This is a genomic window from Bacillus sp. NEAU-242-2, assembly GCF_027853835.1.
GTDB classification, from domain to species: Bacteria; Bacillota; Bacilli; order Bacillales; family Bacillaceae; genus Bacillus; species Bacillus velezensis.
The window spans coordinates 400,241-417,013 of the sequence record NZ_JAPNNY010000001.1 but is presented as its reverse complement, the minus strand read 5'-3'; the positions used below and the strand labels follow the sequence as shown (position 1 = coordinate 417,013).

Below are 16,773 nucleotides of genomic sequence, written 5' to 3'. Positions count from 1 at the left end.
ACTCGGGTTGACTTCTGTTAGAATTGTGCTAAAATTTAGTACAAATCTAAAAAGCTTATCAAGAGCGGCTGAGGGACTGGACCGATGACGCCCGGCAACCTGCGTGTATTGCAAGGTGCCGCATCCAGAAAAATGCACAGCATTTTGAAGATAAGGGCTATACCGGGTCACTGTCTTTCATTCCGCTGGATTGAAAGTTTTTTATATAAAAAAAAGATTGAGGGATAAGACAACCGGCAGAGAACAACAGCTGTTTGATTGTCTCCGGGAGGAGGAAAGAAAAAATGCTAACGTATGACACATGGGAAGAGCCGGCGATTACATTTCCGGAAGACGATTCCTATAAAGGCGCGCTGTCCGTTTTAAAATGGGCATACGGCCACTACGGAGACCAGCTTGTTTACGCGTGCAGCTTCGGGATTGAGGGCATCGTCCTGATCGATTTAATTTCTAAAGTAAAGAAAGACGCGGAAATCGTGTTTCTCGATACGGGTCTTCACTTTAAAGAAACATATGAAACGATCGAAAAAGTGAAAGAACGTTACCCGGGGCTGAACATTATCCTGAAAAAGCCCAGCCTTACTCTCGAGGAACAGGCCGAGGCTCACGGAGATAAACTGTGGGAAAGAGAACCGAACCAGTGCTGCTACATCAGAAAAATTCTGCCGTTAAGAGAAGCACTCGCAGGGCATCCGGCATGGCTGTCCGGCCTTCGCCGGGATCAAGGGCCGAGCCGGGCGAATACGAATTTCCTGAATAAAGACGACAAGTTTCAATCGATTAAAGTATGCCCGCTGATCCATTGGACATGGAAAGACATCTGGAGATATACTTCCAAGCATGAGCTGGATTACAATATCCTCCATGATCAGGGGTATCCGAGCATCGGCTGTGAACCGTGCACTTCACCTGCGTTTACCGCGGAAGATTTGCGGAGCGGCAGATGGAACGGCATGGCGAAAACAGAATGCGGACTGCATGAATAAAGGAGCTGCCCGATGGAATTAGCCGCTATTTTATTCTGTCTGTTTTTTGCCATGAATATCGGAGCCAGCGGAGCCGCGGCATCAATGGGAGTTGCTTACGGGTCCGGCGCCGTTAAAAAGAAAACGTATGCGCTGATCATCTGCGCGGCCGGAGTCCTGTCAGGGGCGGTTATCGGCGGCGGTGAAGTCGTTAAGACGATCAGCGGCGGAATCATTCCCGAACAAACCATTACGCTCACCATTGTCTGCATTATAATCGGAGCGGCGGCGCTATCGTTATTCACGGCGAATGTGCTCGGCATTCCGCTGTCGACGAGTGAGGTCACTGTCGGGGCGATTGTCGGTGTCGGCGTCGCGTACAAAGTATTGTTTTTACAGCATCTTTTGGTCATCGTGATTTTTTGGGTGCTCGTACCGTTCGTCGCGTTCTGTTTCACTTTTCTCGTATCGAAGGTATTCAGTTCTCTGAATATTCGAGTCATTTCGAAACGGAAACAGAAGATTTTAGGGATTGTGCTGCTTTTTGCGGGGTTTTGGGAAGCTTTTTCAGCCGGAATGAACAATGTCGCAAATGCGGTGGGCCCTTTGGTGGCAGCGGGCGTACTCAGCGTGTCAAAAGGAACGCTGTACGGAGGCATCTTTGTCGCTCTCGGCGCTCTGCTTTTAGGACGTAAAGTGCTTGAAACCAACGGGAAAAAGATTACGAGGTTTTCAGCCGGAGAAGGCATACTGCTTTCAGGAACCGGCGCGGGGCTTGTCATTATCAGTTCCGTCTTCGGTCTGCCGGTCCCATTGGCGCAAGTCACATCATCATCAATTATCGGTATCGGAATGGCCAAAAACGGGCCGAACGTTTTTCATAAAGAAGTCGTGAAAACGATGCTCAAAGTTTGGGTCGTTTCACCGTTTTTGTCACTGTCGATTTCGTATCTGCTTGTTTCCCTGCTGTTAAAAGGAGATTATTATTCCATCTTTATGATGGCCAGCGTACTTTTGGCAGCTGGCGGAGCCGCCAGTCTGATGAAAGCCATCCGAAAAGAGAAACGCTCTGTCCATGAACAAGGCGGGGGCATTTAACTATTAATCTGAGTTTATTTATCTGTTAACTGGGAGGAATCATGTATTATGAGTTTAGCACCGCACGGAGGAACATTAATTAATCGGGTGAATGAGCAGTATGATCTTACATCCGTCCACAAAGAAATTGAGCTTGATTTGATTTCGTTCGCTGATTTAGAGCTGATCGGGATCGGGGGGTACAGCCCGATTGAAGGATTTTTCACAGAAAAAGATTACGTATCAGTCGTTGAAAATATGCGTCTGGCATCAGGGGTTGTCTGGTCCCTGCCGATCACGCTTCCGGTCGATTCAGAAAAAGCGGCTGAGCTTGCCGTCGGCGACACGGTGAAACTGACTTACGGCGGAGAAACATACGGCGTCGTCGACATCGAAGATATTTATACGCCGGATAAACAAAAAGAAGCCGTTCACGTATATAAAACCGATGATGCCGCGCATCCGGGCGTGAAAAAATTATTTTCACGCGGCGATACGTATGTCGGCGGGCCGATCACATTAATTAAAAAAGCGTCAAAGCAGTTTCCTGAGTTTACATTTGAACCTGCCGATACAAGACGAAGCTTCGAAGAAAAGGGCTGGAAAACCATCGTCGGTTTCCAAACGAGAAATCCGGTCCACCGCGCCCACGAATATATCCAAAAAACCGCGCTTGAGACGGTTGACGGCCTGTTTTTGAACCCGCTCGTCGGTGAAACAAAATCAGATGACATTCCGGCGGATGTCAGAATGGAAAGCTACCAAGTGCTTCTCGATCATTATTATCCGAAAGACCGCGTTTTCCTCGGCGTGTTTTTGGCGGCTATGCGGTATGCGGGGCCGAGAGAAGCCATTTTCCACGCGCTTGTCCGCAAAAACTACGGCTGCACGCATTTTATTGTCGGCCGCGATCATGCCGGCGTCGGTGATTACTACGGCACATATGAAGCGCAAGAGCTGTTTGATCAATTTACAGCGGATGAACTCGGGATTACACCGATGAAATTCGAGCACAGCTTCTTCTGCCAGAAATGCGGCAACATGGGAACGGCCAAAACATGCCCTCATGACAGAGAAGACCACGTCATTCTGTCAGGAACAAAGGTCAGAGAAATGCTGCGAAGCGGCGTCATGCCGCCGGCGGAATTCAGCCGTCCTGAAGTTGTCGAGGTGTTGATTAAAGGGCTGAAAACGAAAGAAGAAGCAGGCGTTTCTTAAGGAGGAAAATAGAGTGACAAATCGTGATATCGTATGGCATGAAGCCTCAATAACGAAAGAAGAATACCAGCAGAAAAACAAGCATAAAAGCTCTATCCTCTGGCTGACGGGCTTAAGCGGTTCAGGGAAATCCACAATTGCAAACGCCGCAGCGCGCGAGTTGTTTGAACAGGGCTATCAAGTCATTGTGCTTGATGGTGATAACATCCGCCACGGCTTAAACAAGGACTTAGGTTTTTCCGATGATGACCGCAAGGAAAATATACGCCGCATCGGGGAAGTGGCGAAGCTTTTCGTTCAGCAGGGAACCATCGTCATCACGGCTTTTATTTCTCCCTTCCGTGAGGACAGAGATCAGGTGAGAGAGCTTGTGGCAGAGGGCGAATTTAATGAAATCTACGTGAAATGCGACCTCGATATATGTGAAAAGCGCGATCCGAAAGGTTTATATAAAAAAGCAAGAAATGGTGAAATTCCGTTCTTTACGGGGATCGACTCACCGTATGAAGAGCCGAAAGCGCCTGAGCTCGTACTTGATTCAGGCAAATTTGAACGTGAAGAATGCACCGGAAGACTGGTTGACTTTGTGAAAAACAGCTTAGCATAATAGGTCCAAAAAGGCCGCGCAATCAGCCGGATATCCCCCGCAATGGCGGGATATGGTAAAATAGCTGAAGTGCGGCCTCGCGGCTGTTCTGGGAAGATTTCAAAACGGATCGGGGAGACATGCTATGGGGAAAGTATTTATCGTTGGAGCCGGTCCGGGAGATCCGGACTTATTAACGGTGAAGGCAATGAAAGCCATACAGAAAGCGGACGTTATATTATATGACAGATTGGTAAGCAAAGAGATTTTACAGTACGCCGGAGAAGAAGCGGATCTGATTTACTGCGGCAAGCTCCCGGATTTTCACATTATGAAACAGGATACGATCAACCGTTTCCTTGTGAAGTATGCGAAAAAGGGGAAAACCGTTGTAAGGCTCAAGGGGGGCGACCCGTTTGTTTTCGGCCGCGGAGGCGAAGAAGCGGAGGCTCTCGCACAAAACGCCATTCCGTTTGAGATCGTTCCCGGCATTACATCAGGAATCGCGGCTGCTGCTTATGCCGGCATTCCGGTGACGCACAGAGAGGCGAGCTCCAATGTTGCATTCGTTACGGGGCATTATAAACAAGAAGACGACTTTGAAGAAAAATGGAAAGCGCTGGCGACGGGCATTGATACGCTGGTGATTTATATGGGAATTAAAAATATCCGGCAGATTGAAAGAATGCTGCTGGAAAACGGCAGAGACGGCGGCACTCCGGCAGCCTTTATTCATTGGGGAACGACGGACAGGCAAAAAACAGTCGTCTGCACCGTCGGCACGCTTTCAGATACAGTGATAAAAGAAGAAATCAAAAACCCGAGCTTAATTGTTATCGGTGATGTCGTCAATTATCACTGCAAACTGGACTGGTATGCATCTGAACAGAAAAATCCGGATTTGAGCGAGGCGTTGTAAATGAAGCAGGCGATTTTATACATCGGGCACGGAAGCAGGCTTAAAAAAGCGCAGACAGAGTCGGCGGCGTTTTTAAAAGGGTGTCTGCCGCACGCTGACGCTCCCATTCAGGAAATCTGTTTTTTAGAACTGCAGGAACCGTCTATTGAAGCGGGTTTTGAAGCTTGTGTCAGACAAGGCGCCACTCATATTGCGGCCGTGCCTTTGCTGCTGTTGACCGCTGCCCACGCAAAACATGACATTCCGGCTGAAATCGACCGTGCGGCGGCCCTGCATCCCGGTATAAAAGTGACATATGGTGTTCCGATCGGAGTGGACGATGAAGTCGTAAAAGCGGTCCATCATCGCATTGAAGATACCGGAGTGCCCATTGAGCAGGCGAAAGTGGTGCTGATCGGAAGAGGAAGCACAGATCCGGCCGTTAAAAACGCAGTCAGTGAGATTGCCGGAAAACTTGAGGCGATTACACCTGTTAAAGAAGTCATCCCTTGTTTTTTAACAGCATGTGACCCGCACTATAAAGAAGTGTTTGCCGGCCTTGAAGAGGATGACGGAGCACCCGTTTTTATCGTTCCATATCTTCTGTTTACCGGGCTTTTAATGACCGAGATTGAACGGGAAGTTCAAAAGCTTCAAACGATCAATCAAAATGTTCATCTCGCTTCATACTTAGGTTTTCACCCGCATATTAAGCAGGCGTTTTTGAACCGTGTGACAGAAGCTGTCCGAAACCCCGGCGGTCAGTTTGATTTTAAGGGGGGACAGTATGCTGCCTCTGCACATTAATTTAAGCGGAAAAAGAATTATCATCGCGGGCGGAGGCAATGTTGCCTTAAGAAGGCTCAAAACAGTGCTTCCGGAAGGCGCGGATATTACTGTAATCAGTCCCGAGGCCCTGCCTGAAATTAAACAGCTGGCAGATGAAGGACGTATCCGCTGGGTTTCCCGTAAAATTGAAATGAAGGATCTCGCGCCCGCTTTTTTCATCATTGCCGCGACAAATGACCGCAGCGTGAATCGGGAGATAGCCGCGGGCGCTTCTGAAACGCAGCTGGTCAATTGTGTAAGCGAGGCTGAACGGGGCAGCGTGTATATGCCGAAGATCATCCGCAAAGGGCGCATTCAAGTATCCGTATCAACAAGCGGCGCAAGCCCGGCACATACGAAAAGACTGGCTGAGGACATAAAGCCTCTCATTACTGCTGATTTGGCTGAAGAAGTGGATCAATTATTTGAGAAAAGAAGAAGATCATAAAAAACACCTTGTCTGTCATCAGGCAGGGTGTTTTTTATACTGTCCTGACAGTCCGCCGAATGTGAAAAATTCAAAACGAAAGCGGTCAGGATTGCGAAGTGATGAGGAATATGTATGTGATCCCGATGCCGCCTGGATTCCGCCCGCATACAAAGGAAAGGTCAGAGACCCGCCCGGATGTGCTCAGGTTCGGAGAGGGAAGGTGAAAGTATCCGCCGCCAAATCAGGTGTGACCGTTTTAATCACAGACGGCCCGGCGGATCAGGCAGACATGACGGGAAACTGATCAGATATTGTAAAGATGATTCTGACGGCTGGGAGAGTTTCGTCTCCGTTTATACGTAATAAAAAACACCTCCAAGCTGAGCGCGGGTTTCAGCTTGGAGGTGCGTTTATTTTTTCAGCCGTATGACAAGGTCGGCATCAGGTGTGACAAATACGGTATGCTGGCTGTCATAGGTGACAAATCCGGGCTTTGCGCCGTTTGGCTTTTTCACGTGTCTGATTTTTGTATAATCAACCGGAACGGAGCCGGAATCTTTCGCTTTGGAAAAATAAGCGGCGATCGCAGCCGCCTCCAGTATGGATTGTTCATCCGGATCGCTGCTTTTAATCACAACGTGGGAACCCGGAATGTCTTTCGTGTGGAACCATAAATCATCCCTTGCGGCAGCTTTTGTCGTTAAGTACTCATTTTGTTTATTGTTTTTGCCGACAAGAATCGTCAATCCCTGTGAAGATTCATATTGCTCCAAAACAGGAACGTGCTGCTTCTGTTTTTTCTGTCCTCTCTGCTGTTTCGGCCGCAGATATTTGCCTTCCACAAGCTCTTCCCTTATTTCGTGAATATCCTTTGTGGAGGCGGAGGAGAGCTGCTGGATCAGCTGATCGAAATAAGCGATTTCCTCCTCGGCCAGACGGATCTGTTCTTTTACCACCTCGACGGAATTCTTCGCCTTTTGATACTTTGTAAAATACATCTGTGCATTTTCTGACGGTGTTTTGTTCGGATTTAAAGGGATGGTCACCGTCTTACTTTCTTCATCATAATAATTGATGACTTCCGCTTCTTTGTCACCTTTTTTCAGCATATACAAATTCGCCGTCAGCAGTTCGCCGTATAGCTGGAATTCCTTCGCATTCTCTGAGTAGTCGAGCGTCTTTTCCAGCTTTTTTATCTTATTGGCGTTTTTTTTCCGTTCATTTGCGACAAACCGCTCGAGATCCTGCGCCTGCTGTTTGACGCGGTCGCGTTCCGCTTTGCCGAAATAAAACCGGTCCAACAGCTCACTCAGTGAGTGAAAGGTGCGCTCCTCTCCGTTTACATGTGTGAGAGACAGGAGATAAAAGTATTCCTTTCCGCCGGCTGTCGTAATGTTCGGTGTAAACCTGCAATCTTTCACGGCATGGAACATTTCAAGCAGCGTCTTCGGCAGCGTTATTTTGTTAGCGAGACCCGCTCTGTGAACGGCTTCTTTTGCAAACAGCGGAGAAACACCGGAGAAATGTCTGACGATCTGCTGGTCAAGCCGTCCTTCCTGAAAACTGAGATAACGCAAAACGTCCTCTTCATCCGCGGCAAGCGGCGAAATTTTTTCCTGAGCGGGAGGAAGCTTGTAATCATATCCCGGCAGAACGGTCCGGTAGCTGTTCATCGACGGAGATAAATGTTTCAGCCCGTCGATGATGGCTCCTTCTCCGTCAGTCAGAATAATATTGCTGTGCCGTCCCATAATTTCAACATACAGCGTTCTTACGGTTTCGTCGCCGATTTCATTTCTGCTTTTTATGCGGAATATCATAATCCGGTCTAATCCGGCCTGCTCTATTTTCTCAATAAATCCGCCTTCTATATGCTTTCTGAGCAGCATACAAAACATCGGCGGCTCGCTCGGATTTTCATAGGCCTGGTTTGTCATGTGCACCCGTGAATAGCTCGGGTGCGCCGACAATAATAATTTGTGGTTTTTTCCGTTGGCGCGGATATGGAATATCACATCGTGCTTAAAAGGCTGATGGACTCTCGTGATCCGGCCTCCGGCAATCCGGCTGTTTAATTCATGTGTCATTCCGTATGTAAACATGCCATCAAAAGACATATAAAACACCCTTTCCTTCTTCCTGCATTCGATAATTATAGCATGAAAAGGGGCGAGTCAGAATAAGCTTGTTTACAGAGTGACATCTCTAAAGCGAGGCAGGGGAGTGGACGAGAAGAATGAAGTTTCATGAAATGGGACAAACCGATTTGCTGAAAGCAACAAATACGTCCATTAAACAGGGGTTGACCGAAAAAGAGGTGAAAAAACGCCTTGAAAAGCACGGACCGAACGAGCTTCAGGAGGGCAAGAGGACACCGGCGATCGTCGTGTTTTTCGCCCAATTTAAAGATTTTATGGTGCTCGTGCTGCTGGCGGCGACCTTAATATCCGGGTTTTTAGGCGAATATGTAGATGCCGTAGCGATTATGGCGATTGTATTTGTCAATGGGGTTCTCGGTTTTTTTCAAGAGCGGCGTGCGGAAAAGTCATTACATGCACTAAAAGAGCTGTCAACGCCGTATGTGTCAGCGTTGCGGGACGGGAGCTGGAAGAAAATTCAGTCCAAGGAGCTCGTTCCCGGCGATATCATGAAATTTTCAAGCGGCGACCGGATTGGCGCGGATGTGCGGATCGTTGAAGCGAAAAGCCTTGAAATTGAGGAATCGGCGCTGACCGGGGAATCAATTCCGGTGGTTAAACAAGCTGATAAACTGAGAAAGCCGGATGTTTCGTTAGGCGACATCAGCAATATGGCGTTTATGGGTACGATCGTAACGCGCGGCAGCGGTGTCGGCGTTGTCGTCGGTACAGGAATGAATACGGCAATGGGGAAAATCGCCGATATGCTGGAATCCGCCGGCAGCCTTTCAACACCGCTGCAGCGAAGACTTGAAGAGCTCGGCAAAATTTTAATTATCGTCGCGCTCCTTTTAACGGTATTGGTCGTTGCAGTCGGCGTCTTACAGGGACATGATCTTTACAGCATGTTTTTGGCCGGGGTGTCATTGGCCGTCGCCGCGATTCCGGAAGGGCTTCCCGCCATTGTTACGGTGGCATTATCAATCGGCGTCCAGCGCATGATCAAACAAAAATCAATTGTCAGAAAGCTCCCGGCGGTTGAAACATTGGGCTGCGCCTCTGTCATTTGTTCTGATAAAACCGGCACGCTGACACAAAACAAAATGACCGTCACCCATATGTGGTCAGGCGGCAAAATTTATAAAGTGTCAGGCATCGGCTATGAGCCGGAGGGCGTTTTCACCCGAGATGAGCGGGAAATCAAGCCGAAAGATGAGAAAATTCTTGAACAGATGCTGGTTTTCGGCGCGTTGTGCAACACATCCGAAATCGCACTGAAAGACGGCCGTTATGTACTCGACGGTGATCCGACAGAAGGAGCGCTGCTGACGGCAGCAAGAAAGGGCGGCTATTCAAACGATTGGCTCAGCGGGCAATACCGCGTGGTTGCCGAGTTTCCGTTTGACTCCGTCCGCAAAATGATGACCGTCATTATAGAGGATAAGGAAAAAAAGCAGTTCGTCATCACTAAAGGAGCGCCCGATGTGCTGATTGACCGCTCGTCACATCTGATGCACGGCGCAAGAAGTACGCCTTTTTCAGGAGAAAAGAAAGCAGAAACGGAAGCGGTTCTGAAAGAGCTGGCGTCGCAAGCTTTGCGTACGATTGCGATTGCTTATAAACCGCTTAAGGCCGGAGAAAAGCCGACAATGGAGCAGGCGGAAAAAAATCTGACGATGCTCGGCTTGTCAGGCATGATTGATCCGCCCCGTCCGGAGGTCAGACAGGCCATTAAAGAATGCCGTGAGGCCGGCATTAAAACGGTTATGATCACAGGAGATCACGTCGAAACGGCAAAGGCCATCGCAAAAGATTTGCGTCTTCTTCCGAAAAAGGGACGTGTGATGGACGGCAAGACGCTGAATGAGCTTACGGAGAAAGAACTTATCGAAACGGTCGATGATGTCTACGTCTTCGCACGCGTGTCACCTGAACATAAATTGAAAATCGTCAAAGCGTTTCAGGAAAACGGACACGTCGTCGCCATGACGGGAGACGGGGTTAATGACGCGCCGGCCATAAAGCAGGCAGATATCGGTGTTGCCATGGGCGTGACGGGAACGGATGTGGCAAAGGAAGCCTCTTCTCTCATTCTGGTGGATGATAACTTTGCTACGATTAAATCAGCCATAAAAGAGGGACGGAATATCTATGAAAATATAAGAAAATTCGTCCGGTATTTGCTCGCCTCCAACGTCGGTGAAATTTTAGTGATGCTGTTTGCGATGCTTCTCGCTCTGCCGCTGCCGCTCGTTCCGATTCAGATATTGTGGGTGAACTTAGTCACTGACGGACTGCCGGCGATGGCCCTCGGTATGGATCAGCCGGAAGGAGACCTGATGAGGCGGAAGCCGCGGCATCCGAAAGAAGGAGTGTTTGCGAGAAAACTGGGCTGGAAAGTCGTATCAAGAGGGTTTTTAATCGGAGCCGCAACCATTTTTGCGTTTATCATCGTCTATCACCGCAATCCTGAAAATCTGCCCTACGCACAGACCGTTGCATTCGCGACTCTTGTCCTGGCTCAGCTTATACACGTGTTTGACTGCCGGAGCGAAACGTCTGTTTTCTCCCGGAATCCGTTTGAAAATATCTATTTGCTCGGCGCCATCATTTCTTCTATCTTCCTGATGGTCATCGTCATCTATTATCCGCCGCTGCAGCCGATTTTCAAAACAGTGCCGATTACGCCGGGCGATTGGATGCTGATTATCGGGATGTCTGGCATACCTACTTTTTTGCTGGCGGGTTCACTTTTGACAAGAAAAAAATAATTCCATATGATATAATCTTAGGGGTAATAGCATGTCTATTGCCCTTTTATTTTGATAACGGGAAAGAATTGGGTGTTTCATATGATACGGAGTATGACAGGCTTCGGCAGCGCAAGCAGCACAAAAGGCGATCTCTCGGCAACCGTTGAATTGAAATCCGTCAATTACCGGTTCAAAGAAGTGAACGCCCGCCTGCCACGGCCTTTGCTATATGTAGAGGATAAGCTGAAACAAACGATATTGCAGCATATACAGCGCGGAAGAGTAGAGCTGTTTCTCACTGTAAACAGTGACGCGCTCATAAAAAGAAGCCTGAACATCGATTGGGAGCTCCTTGATGAATATGTGAGCGCCGCACACGTCATGAAAGAGCGCTACAGCCTGGCCGCAGAACCCGATGCAATGGATTTCTTTAGATTTGAACACATTGCGCAGATTCACGAAGAACAGATGCGTGATGACAAGCTTGAAGAAGTCATCAGGGAAGCCGCTGAGCTGGCTGTAAAGGAACTTTGTGATATGAGGGAAAAAGAAGGCCGGCTTTTGGCGGAAGACTGCTTTCTGCACATTGAGCGGCTTGAGACGCTGTCCGAACAGGTGAAAGAGCGCGCTTCGGCCGTTGTTATTCAATACCGCGAGCGTCTTTACGCCCGAATGAAGGAATGGACGGAGGACGCGCTCGACGAAAGCAGGCTGATCACGGAATGCGCCATTTTCGCCGATCGTTCTGATATAACGGAAGAAATTACCAGATTAAAGAGCCATTTTGTTCAATTCCGTGATATATTAAAAGAAGGCGGGGCAGTCGGCCGCAAACTTGATTTCCTTGTTCAGGAGCTTAACCGGGAAGCGAACACGATCGGCTCAAAAGCCAATGATCATCAAATCACAAAGCTTGTCGTTGAAATGAAAAGTTCTATTGAAAAATTGAAGGAACAAGTGCAAAATATAGAATAGCGACTGTGCGTATTGTTTACAGACGGTCTCTTCAGGTTACACTAGAGACGTCTATTTTACAGGGGGAACGTAGAAGATGACGATTAAACTGATTAATATCGGATTTGGCAATATCATCTCCGCCAATCGGATGATTTCGATTGTCAGCCCGGAGTCTGCGCCAATAAAGCGAATGATCCAGGATGCAAGAGACCGCGGAATGCTAATAGACGCTACATACGGACGAAGAACCCGTGCAGTTGTCGTCATGGATAGTGATCACATTATCTTATCTGCCGTCCAGCCTGAGACAGTTGCACACAGACTTTCTGTGAAAGAAGAAATTATGGATGAAGGGCAGGGGTAATTGCCGCATGAAAGAAAGAGGGTTATTAATCGTTCTCTCAGGTCCCTCCGGAGTTGGAAAAGGAACGGTTCGGCAAGCAATATTTTCACAACAGGACACGAAATTTGAATACTCAATTTCAGTCACGACGAGAAACCCGAGAGAGGGTGAGGTCGACGGCGTCGATTATTTCTTTAAATCCAGAGAAGAATTCGAACGCATGATTGAAAACAACAAACTGCTTGAGTGGGCAGAATATGTCGGCAACTATTACGGAACGCCCGTTGATTATGTCGAACAGACGCTTCAAGAAGGAAAAGACGTCTTCTTAGAGATTGAAGTGCAGGGCGCGCTCCAAGTGCGGAATGCATTTCCGGAAGGCCTGTTTATCTTCTTAGCGCCGCCGAGTCTTTCTGAGCTGAAAAACAGAATCGTGACAAGAGGGACTGAAACCGACGATTTAATCGAAAACAGAATGAATGCCGCAAAAGCTGAAATCGAAATGATGGACGCGTATGATTATGTCGTTGAAAACGACGATATCCAAACGGCTTGTGATAAGATTAACGCAATCGTTCTCGCCGAGCACTTAAAACGTGAACGCGTCGCTCCGAGATATAAGAAAATGCTGGAGGTAGAATAACTTATGTTAGATCCGTCAATTGACTCTTTAATGAATAAATTAGATTCTAAATATACGCTGGTGACTGTGTCTGCAAGACGCGCGCGTGAAATGCAGATCAAAAAGGACCAGCAGATTGAACATACCATTTCTCACAAATATGTAGGCAAAGCTTTAGAAGAAATTGACGCGGGCCTGCTTTCGTTTGAAAGAGAAGACAGCGAATAACAAGCACACGTAGCAACCTATCTCTACATAGGTTGTTATTTTTTTCCGTTTGGGATTTGTCCAATGCTTTCATAAAGGGGAGAAGACTTCATGAAAAACCGAAACATTTTGCTATGCGTAAGCGGGGGAATTGCCGTTTATAAAGCTTCCGCACTCACGAGCAAGCTGGTTCAGGCCGGCGCAAACGTCAAAGTGATTATGACTGAGTCCGCGCGTGAGTTTGTTTCTCCGCTGACATTTCAGGCGCTGAGCCGGAATGAAGTGTATACAGATACATTTAATGAACAAAATCCGAAGGTGATTTCTCATATTGATGCCGCTGACTGGGCGGATTTAATTATTGTCGCGCCCGCTACGGCAAATATCATCGGCAAGCTTGCCAACGGAATTGCTGACGATATGCTCACAACGACGGTGCTGGCGGCTGAGGCCCCGGTCTGGGTGGCGCCTGCGATGAATGTCCATATGTATGATCATCCGGCGGTGAAACGGAACATCTCTGTGCTTTATCAGGACGGGGTCCGCTTTATCGAGCCGAGTGAAGGCTATTTGGCATGCGGATATGTCGGCAAAGGAAGGCTGGAGGAGCCGGAGCTTATTGTTGAACGTGTCAGAGAGCATTTTAAGGAGCCTGAAGACGATGCGCCGCTGAAAGGAAAACATATTGTCATTACGGCCGGTCCGACGCGCGAAGCCGTGGACCCTGTCCGATTCTTCACAAATAAATCCACCGGCAAAATGGGCTACGCTGCTGCTGAAGCCGCCGTCCGTCTCGGGGCGCGGGTGACGCTGATTTCAGGCCCGGTGTCAATAGAGGCACCAGTCGGGCTGTATCAGTTTCTTCCTGTGCAATCGGCAGCTGATATGAGAGAAGCCGTGCTTTCTGTGTTTGATTCATGCGACATGGTGATTAAGACGGCGGCCGTGGCCGATTTTACGCCGGCGGCTGTTTCCGATCACAAAATGAAGAAGAAAGACGGTTCGCTCGTGATCGAATTCAACCGTACAGCAGACATACTGAAAGAACTCGGCGAACGGAAAACACACCAGCTGCTGGTCGGATTTGCGGCTGAAACGCAAGACGTCGAACGCTATGCGCGCAGAAAACTCGAACAGAAAAACCTTGATATGATCGTTGCGAATGATGTGAAAGCGGAAGGGGCCGGATTTGGCACGGATACGAATGTCGTCACCTTCTATTTCCGAGACGGAAGAAAACGGGAGCTTGCGCTTATGTCTAAACTTGACGTTTCCTTTGAAATGCTGAAGGAAATGACCGCTTTGAAAGTCGAGGACCGAAAACCCGTATGAATGTAGCAGAAGTCATTGTCGATGTCAGCTCCAAAAACATTGACAGACCCTTTGATTACAAAATTCCCGATCATTTAAAAGGGATGATCGAAGTCGGCATGCGGGTGATTGTCCCGTTTGGCCCGCGCAAGCTTCAAGGATTTGTGACCGGTTTGAAAGATTCGTCCGAATTAAACGGCGGCTCAATGAAGGAAGTCGAGAAGCTTCTTGATTTGACGCCAGTTCTGACTGAGGAACTGATGCAGCTGTCTTCATGGCTTTCTGACAAAACGCTGTCGTTTAAAATCACGGCGCTTCAGGCAATGCTGCCCGCCGCACTGAAGGCGAAGTACGAGAAAGAGCTGAAAGTCGTTGACGAAGCAGCGCTGACCCCGGACATCAAACAGCTTTTCAGGAATCAAAAAAGTCTTCTGTACTCGGATATTACCGATGAAAGCATTCTTTCGTCACTTCAGAAATTCGTGCGCAAAGGAAGCATTGATGTCACATATAAAGTCGCCCAAAAAACGAATAAAAAAATGATCCGCATGATCGAAGCGGGGGCAGACAAAGAAGAACTCGCCCGGCACGCAGATTCATTGACAAAGCAGGCTTCTAAACAGCTCGCCGTGCTTACTTATTTTATCGGCGGGGGAGAAAAGATTTCCGCGGCTGAACTTTGCAAAAAGACCGATTCCAGTTCCGCGACGCTGAAAACGCTTCTTAAAAAGGGGCTTCTTACGGAAAGCTTTGAGGAGGTTTACCGCGATCCTTATCAGGACAGAATGTTCAAAAAAACAGAGCCGCTCTCTCTTACAGAAGAGCAGCAGGCCGCTTTTGAGCCGATTAAACAAGCCGTAGCCGATCATGTCCACCACGTCTTTCTGCTTCACGGCGTCACGGGAAGCGGCAAAACGGAAATTTACCTGCAATCCATTGAAAAAGTGCTGGCAAAAGGACAAGAAGCGATCGTGCTCGTTCCGGAAATCTCGTTGACACCGCAAATGGTGAACCGTTTTAAAGGCCGCTTCGGCTCACAGGTTGCGGTCATGCACAGCGGATTATCCACAGGTGAAAAATACGATGAATGGCGGAAGATTCAGCGCAAGGAAGTCCGGCTTGTCGTCGGAGCCAGATCGGCCATCTTTGCCCCGTTTGAAAATCTCGGCATGATCATTATTGATGAAGAGCACGAATCTTCCTATAAGCAGGAGGAAATGCCGCGGTATCATGCAAAGGATGTAGCCATCCGCCGGGCCGAGCATCACAGCTGTCCGGTCGTCCTCGGGAGCGCCACGCCGACATTGGAGTCATTTGCGCGGGCGAAAAAAGGCGTTTATGAGCTGCTTCCGTTAAAACATCGCGTAAACCGCCAGCTCATGCCTGACGTTTCTCTCGTTGATATGAGAGAAGAACTGAGAAATGGCAACAGATCAATGTTTTCAAGAGAGCTGATGGAACAGCTGGAAGAGAAGCTTGCAAAAAAAGAGCAGGCCGTCCTTTTTCTGAATAAACGGGGGTATTCCTCGTTTGTGATGTGCCGGGACTGCGGTTATGTGCCGCAATGTCCGCATTGCGACATTTCCATGACTTATCACCGCTACGGACAAAGGCTGAAATGCCATTACTGCGGCCATGAGGAACCTGTCCCGGGAACATGCCCGGAATGCGGCAGCGAACATATCCGCTTTTTCGGCACGGGCACGCAGCGTGTGGAGGAGGAGCTTACCAAAGTGCTGCCTCAGGCGCGTGTGATCAGGATGGATGTGGATACCACTTCAAGAAAAGGCGCCCATGAAAAATTGTTGTCAGCGTTCGGTGAAGGGAAGGCGGATATCCTGCTCGGTACGCAGATGATCGCAAAAGGGCTTGATTTTCCGAACGTGACGCTTGTCGGAGTATTAAGCGCAGATACGACGCTTCACATCCCAGATTTCAGGGCCGCGGAGAAGACATTCCAGCTGCTGACGCAGGTAAGCGGACGGGCCGGGCGGCATGAAAAGCCGGGAACGGTGGTCATTCAAACGTATACACCGTCTCATTACAGCATTCAGCTGACGAAAACGCACGACTATGAAACTTTTTTTCAGCAGGAAATGGCGCACAGACGGGCCCAGTCATACCCGCCGTATTATTACGTGGCGCTGGTGACCGTTTCTCATGAAGAAGCGGCAAAAGCCGCGGTCACCGCAGAAAAGATTACAAACTATTTAAGAGCGGGATGCGGGCCTGATACGAAAATTCTTGGGCCGGCGGCTTCCCCGATTGCCAGGATCAAAGATAGATATCGCTATCAATGCGTGATAAAATACAGACAGGAAAACGAGTTGCAGATTCAGTTGAAAAAGATACTGGAGCACTATAAACGCGACATTGCGCAAAAGCATGTAATGATTTCAATCGATATGAATCCGTACATGCTGATGTAACATTAGTTTTT

Annotated in this window: 16 protein-coding genes and 1 riboswitch; of the genes, 15 read left to right on the top strand and 1 reads right to left on the bottom strand. The window is 48.5% G+C overall.

Translation table 11 applies throughout. The features are described from left to right. The first annotated feature begins 52 nt into the window (after positions 1 to 52). Positions 53 to 157, top strand: a riboswitch (SAM riboswitch). Between the two features lie 127 nt (positions 158 to 284). The 8 genes from OWN49_RS01515 to OWN49_RS01480 all read left to right on the top strand — a co-directional run bounded on the left by OWN49_RS01515 (position 285) and on the right by OWN49_RS01480 (position 6,306). Continuing rightward, positions 285 to 986: a phosphoadenylyl-sulfate reductase gene (locus tag OWN49_RS01515; RefSeq protein ID WP_003154369.1), complete on the top strand. Its 702-nt coding sequence runs from the start codon at positions 285 to 287 to the stop codon at positions 984 to 986. Between the two features lie 12 nt (positions 987 to 998). Continuing rightward, the gene (locus OWN49_RS01510) at positions 999 to 2,063 is read left to right on the top strand and encodes an inorganic phosphate transporter (protein ID WP_003154367.1); all 1,065 of its coding nucleotides are present in this window, start codon (positions 999 to 1,001) and stop codon (positions 2,061 to 2,063) included. 48 nt (positions 2,064 to 2,111) lie between these two features. After that, positions 2,112 to 3,260 (top strand): sulfate adenylyltransferase, encoded by a 1,149-nt coding sequence (gene sat, locus OWN49_RS01505; RefSeq protein WP_024085289.1) that lies wholly within the window; start codon positions 2,112 to 2,114, stop codon positions 3,258 to 3,260. A 13-nt stretch (positions 3,261 to 3,273) separates the two neighbouring features. Next, complete coding sequence (gene cysC, locus OWN49_RS01500) at positions 3,274 to 3,867, top strand: adenylyl-sulfate kinase (protein ID WP_003154363.1); 594 nt, start codon at positions 3,274 to 3,276, stop codon at positions 3,865 to 3,867. Positions 3,868 to 3,991: 124 nt separating this feature from the next. After that, complete coding sequence (gene cobA / locus OWN49_RS01495) at positions 3,992 to 4,765, top strand: uroporphyrinogen-III C-methyltransferase (protein WP_077722182.1); 774 nt, start codon at positions 3,992 to 3,994, stop codon at positions 4,763 to 4,765. Next, complete coding sequence (locus OWN49_RS01490) at positions 4,766 to 5,551, top strand: sirohydrochlorin chelatase (RefSeq protein WP_077722183.1); 786 nt, start codon at positions 4,766 to 4,768, stop codon at positions 5,549 to 5,551. Continuing rightward, the gene (locus tag OWN49_RS01485) at positions 5,532 to 6,020 is read left to right on the top strand and encodes a precorrin-2 dehydrogenase/sirohydrochlorin ferrochelatase family protein (RefSeq protein WP_077722184.1); all 489 of its coding nucleotides are present in this window, start codon (positions 5,532 to 5,534) and stop codon (positions 6,018 to 6,020) included. Before OWN49_RS01490 ends, OWN49_RS01485 begins: the two co-directional genes overlap by 20 nt. After that, positions 5,998 to 6,306: a hypothetical protein gene (locus OWN49_RS01480; RefSeq protein ID WP_229154048.1), complete on the top strand. Its 309-nt coding sequence runs from the start codon at positions 5,998 to 6,000 to the stop codon at positions 6,304 to 6,306. The genes OWN49_RS01485 and OWN49_RS01480 overlap by 23 nt, the downstream gene beginning before the upstream one ends. Positions 6,307 to 6,412: 106 nt before the next feature. Here the strand turns inward: OWN49_RS01480 and OWN49_RS01475 are convergent, their stop codons facing one another. Beyond that, a complete protein-coding gene (locus tag OWN49_RS01475) occupies positions 6,413 to 8,119 on the bottom strand; it encodes an Rqc2 family fibronectin-binding protein (protein WP_077723153.1) in 1,707 nt (568 codons plus the stop codon). A 119-nt stretch (positions 8,120 to 8,238) separates the two neighbouring features. Here OWN49_RS01475 and OWN49_RS01470 point away from each other — a divergent pair, with 119 nt between their 5' ends. From OWN49_RS01470 to priA, 7 genes are all read left to right on the top strand, one after another. After that, complete coding sequence (locus tag OWN49_RS01470; RefSeq protein ID WP_077722185.1) at positions 8,239 to 10,911, top strand: calcium-translocating P-type ATPase, SERCA-type; 2,673 nt, start codon at positions 8,239 to 8,241, stop codon at positions 10,909 to 10,911. Positions 10,912 to 10,992: 81 nt separating this feature from the next. Next, on the top strand, positions 10,993 to 11,868 hold the full coding sequence (locus OWN49_RS01465; protein ID WP_077723154.1) for a YicC/YloC family endoribonuclease: 876 nt from the start codon (positions 10,993 to 10,995) through the stop codon (positions 11,866 to 11,868). A 76-nt stretch (positions 11,869 to 11,944) separates the two neighbouring features. Then, positions 11,945 to 12,214: an extracellular matrix/biofilm regulator RemA gene (gene remA / locus OWN49_RS01460; RefSeq protein WP_003154355.1), complete on the top strand. Its 270-nt coding sequence runs from the start codon at positions 11,945 to 11,947 to the stop codon at positions 12,212 to 12,214. 7 nt (positions 12,215 to 12,221) lie between these two features. Beyond that, positions 12,222 to 12,836, top strand: a complete 615-nt coding sequence (gene gmk, locus OWN49_RS01455) for a guanylate kinase (RefSeq protein ID WP_025851320.1) — start codon at positions 12,222 to 12,224, stop codon at positions 12,834 to 12,836. A gap of 3 nt (positions 12,837 to 12,839) precedes the next feature. Continuing rightward, positions 12,840 to 13,043, top strand: a complete 204-nt coding sequence (gene rpoZ, locus OWN49_RS01450) for a DNA-directed RNA polymerase subunit omega (protein ID WP_003154346.1) — start codon at positions 12,840 to 12,842, stop codon at positions 13,041 to 13,043. Between the two features lie 90 nt (positions 13,044 to 13,133). Next, on the top strand, positions 13,134 to 14,354 hold the full coding sequence (gene coaBC, locus OWN49_RS01445; protein ID WP_176283313.1) for a bifunctional phosphopantothenoylcysteine decarboxylase/phosphopantothenate--cysteine ligase CoaBC: 1,221 nt from the start codon (positions 13,134 to 13,136) through the stop codon (positions 14,352 to 14,354). Then, positions 14,351 to 16,762: a primosomal protein N' gene (gene priA / locus OWN49_RS01440; RefSeq protein WP_176283314.1), complete on the top strand. Its 2,412-nt coding sequence runs from the start codon at positions 14,351 to 14,353 to the stop codon at positions 16,760 to 16,762. The genes coaBC and priA overlap by 4 nt, the downstream gene beginning before the upstream one ends. Positions 16,763 to 16,773 lie beyond the last annotated feature (11 nt).

What these genes read in the sequence shown, in the direction of transcription:
- OWN49_RS01515 (WP_003154369.1), top strand. Translation starts at nt 285, where the DNA reads ATGCTAACGTATGACACATGGGAAGAGCCGGCGATTACATTTCCGGAA.
- OWN49_RS01510 (WP_003154367.1), top strand. Translation starts at nt 999, where the DNA reads ATGGAATTAGCCGCTATTTTATTCTGTCTGTTTTTTGCCATGAATATC.
- sat (WP_024085289.1), top strand. Translation starts at nt 2,112, where the DNA reads ATGAGTTTAGCACCGCACGGAGGAACATTAATTAATCGGGTGAATGAG.
- cobA (WP_077722182.1), top strand. Translation starts at nt 3,992, where the DNA reads ATGGGGAAAGTATTTATCGTTGGAGCCGGTCCGGGAGATCCGGACTTA.
- OWN49_RS01490 (WP_077722183.1), top strand. Translation starts at nt 4,766, where the DNA reads ATGAAGCAGGCGATTTTATACATCGGGCACGGAAGCAGGCTTAAAAAA.
- OWN49_RS01485 (WP_077722184.1), top strand. Translation starts at nt 5,532, where the DNA reads ATGCTGCCTCTGCACATTAATTTAAGCGGAAAAAGAATTATCATCGCG.
- OWN49_RS01475 (WP_077723153.1), bottom strand. Translation starts at nt 8,119, where the DNA reads ATGTCTTTTGATGGCATGTTTACATACGGAATGACACATGAATTAAAC.
- OWN49_RS01470 (WP_077722185.1), top strand. Translation starts at nt 8,239, where the DNA reads ATGAAGTTTCATGAAATGGGACAAACCGATTTGCTGAAAGCAACAAAT.
- OWN49_RS01465 (WP_077723154.1), top strand. Translation starts at nt 10,993, where the DNA reads ATGATACGGAGTATGACAGGCTTCGGCAGCGCAAGCAGCACAAAAGGC.
- remA (WP_003154355.1), top strand. Translation starts at nt 11,945, where the DNA reads ATGACGATTAAACTGATTAATATCGGATTTGGCAATATCATCTCCGCC.
- gmk (WP_025851320.1), top strand. Translation starts at nt 12,222, where the DNA reads ATGAAAGAAAGAGGGTTATTAATCGTTCTCTCAGGTCCCTCCGGAGTT.
- rpoZ (WP_003154346.1), top strand. Translation starts at nt 12,840, where the DNA reads ATGTTAGATCCGTCAATTGACTCTTTAATGAATAAATTAGATTCTAAA.
- coaBC (WP_176283313.1), top strand. Translation starts at nt 13,134, where the DNA reads ATGAAAAACCGAAACATTTTGCTATGCGTAAGCGGGGGAATTGCCGTT.
- priA (WP_176283314.1), top strand. Translation starts at nt 14,351, where the DNA reads ATGAATGTAGCAGAAGTCATTGTCGATGTCAGCTCCAAAAACATTGAC.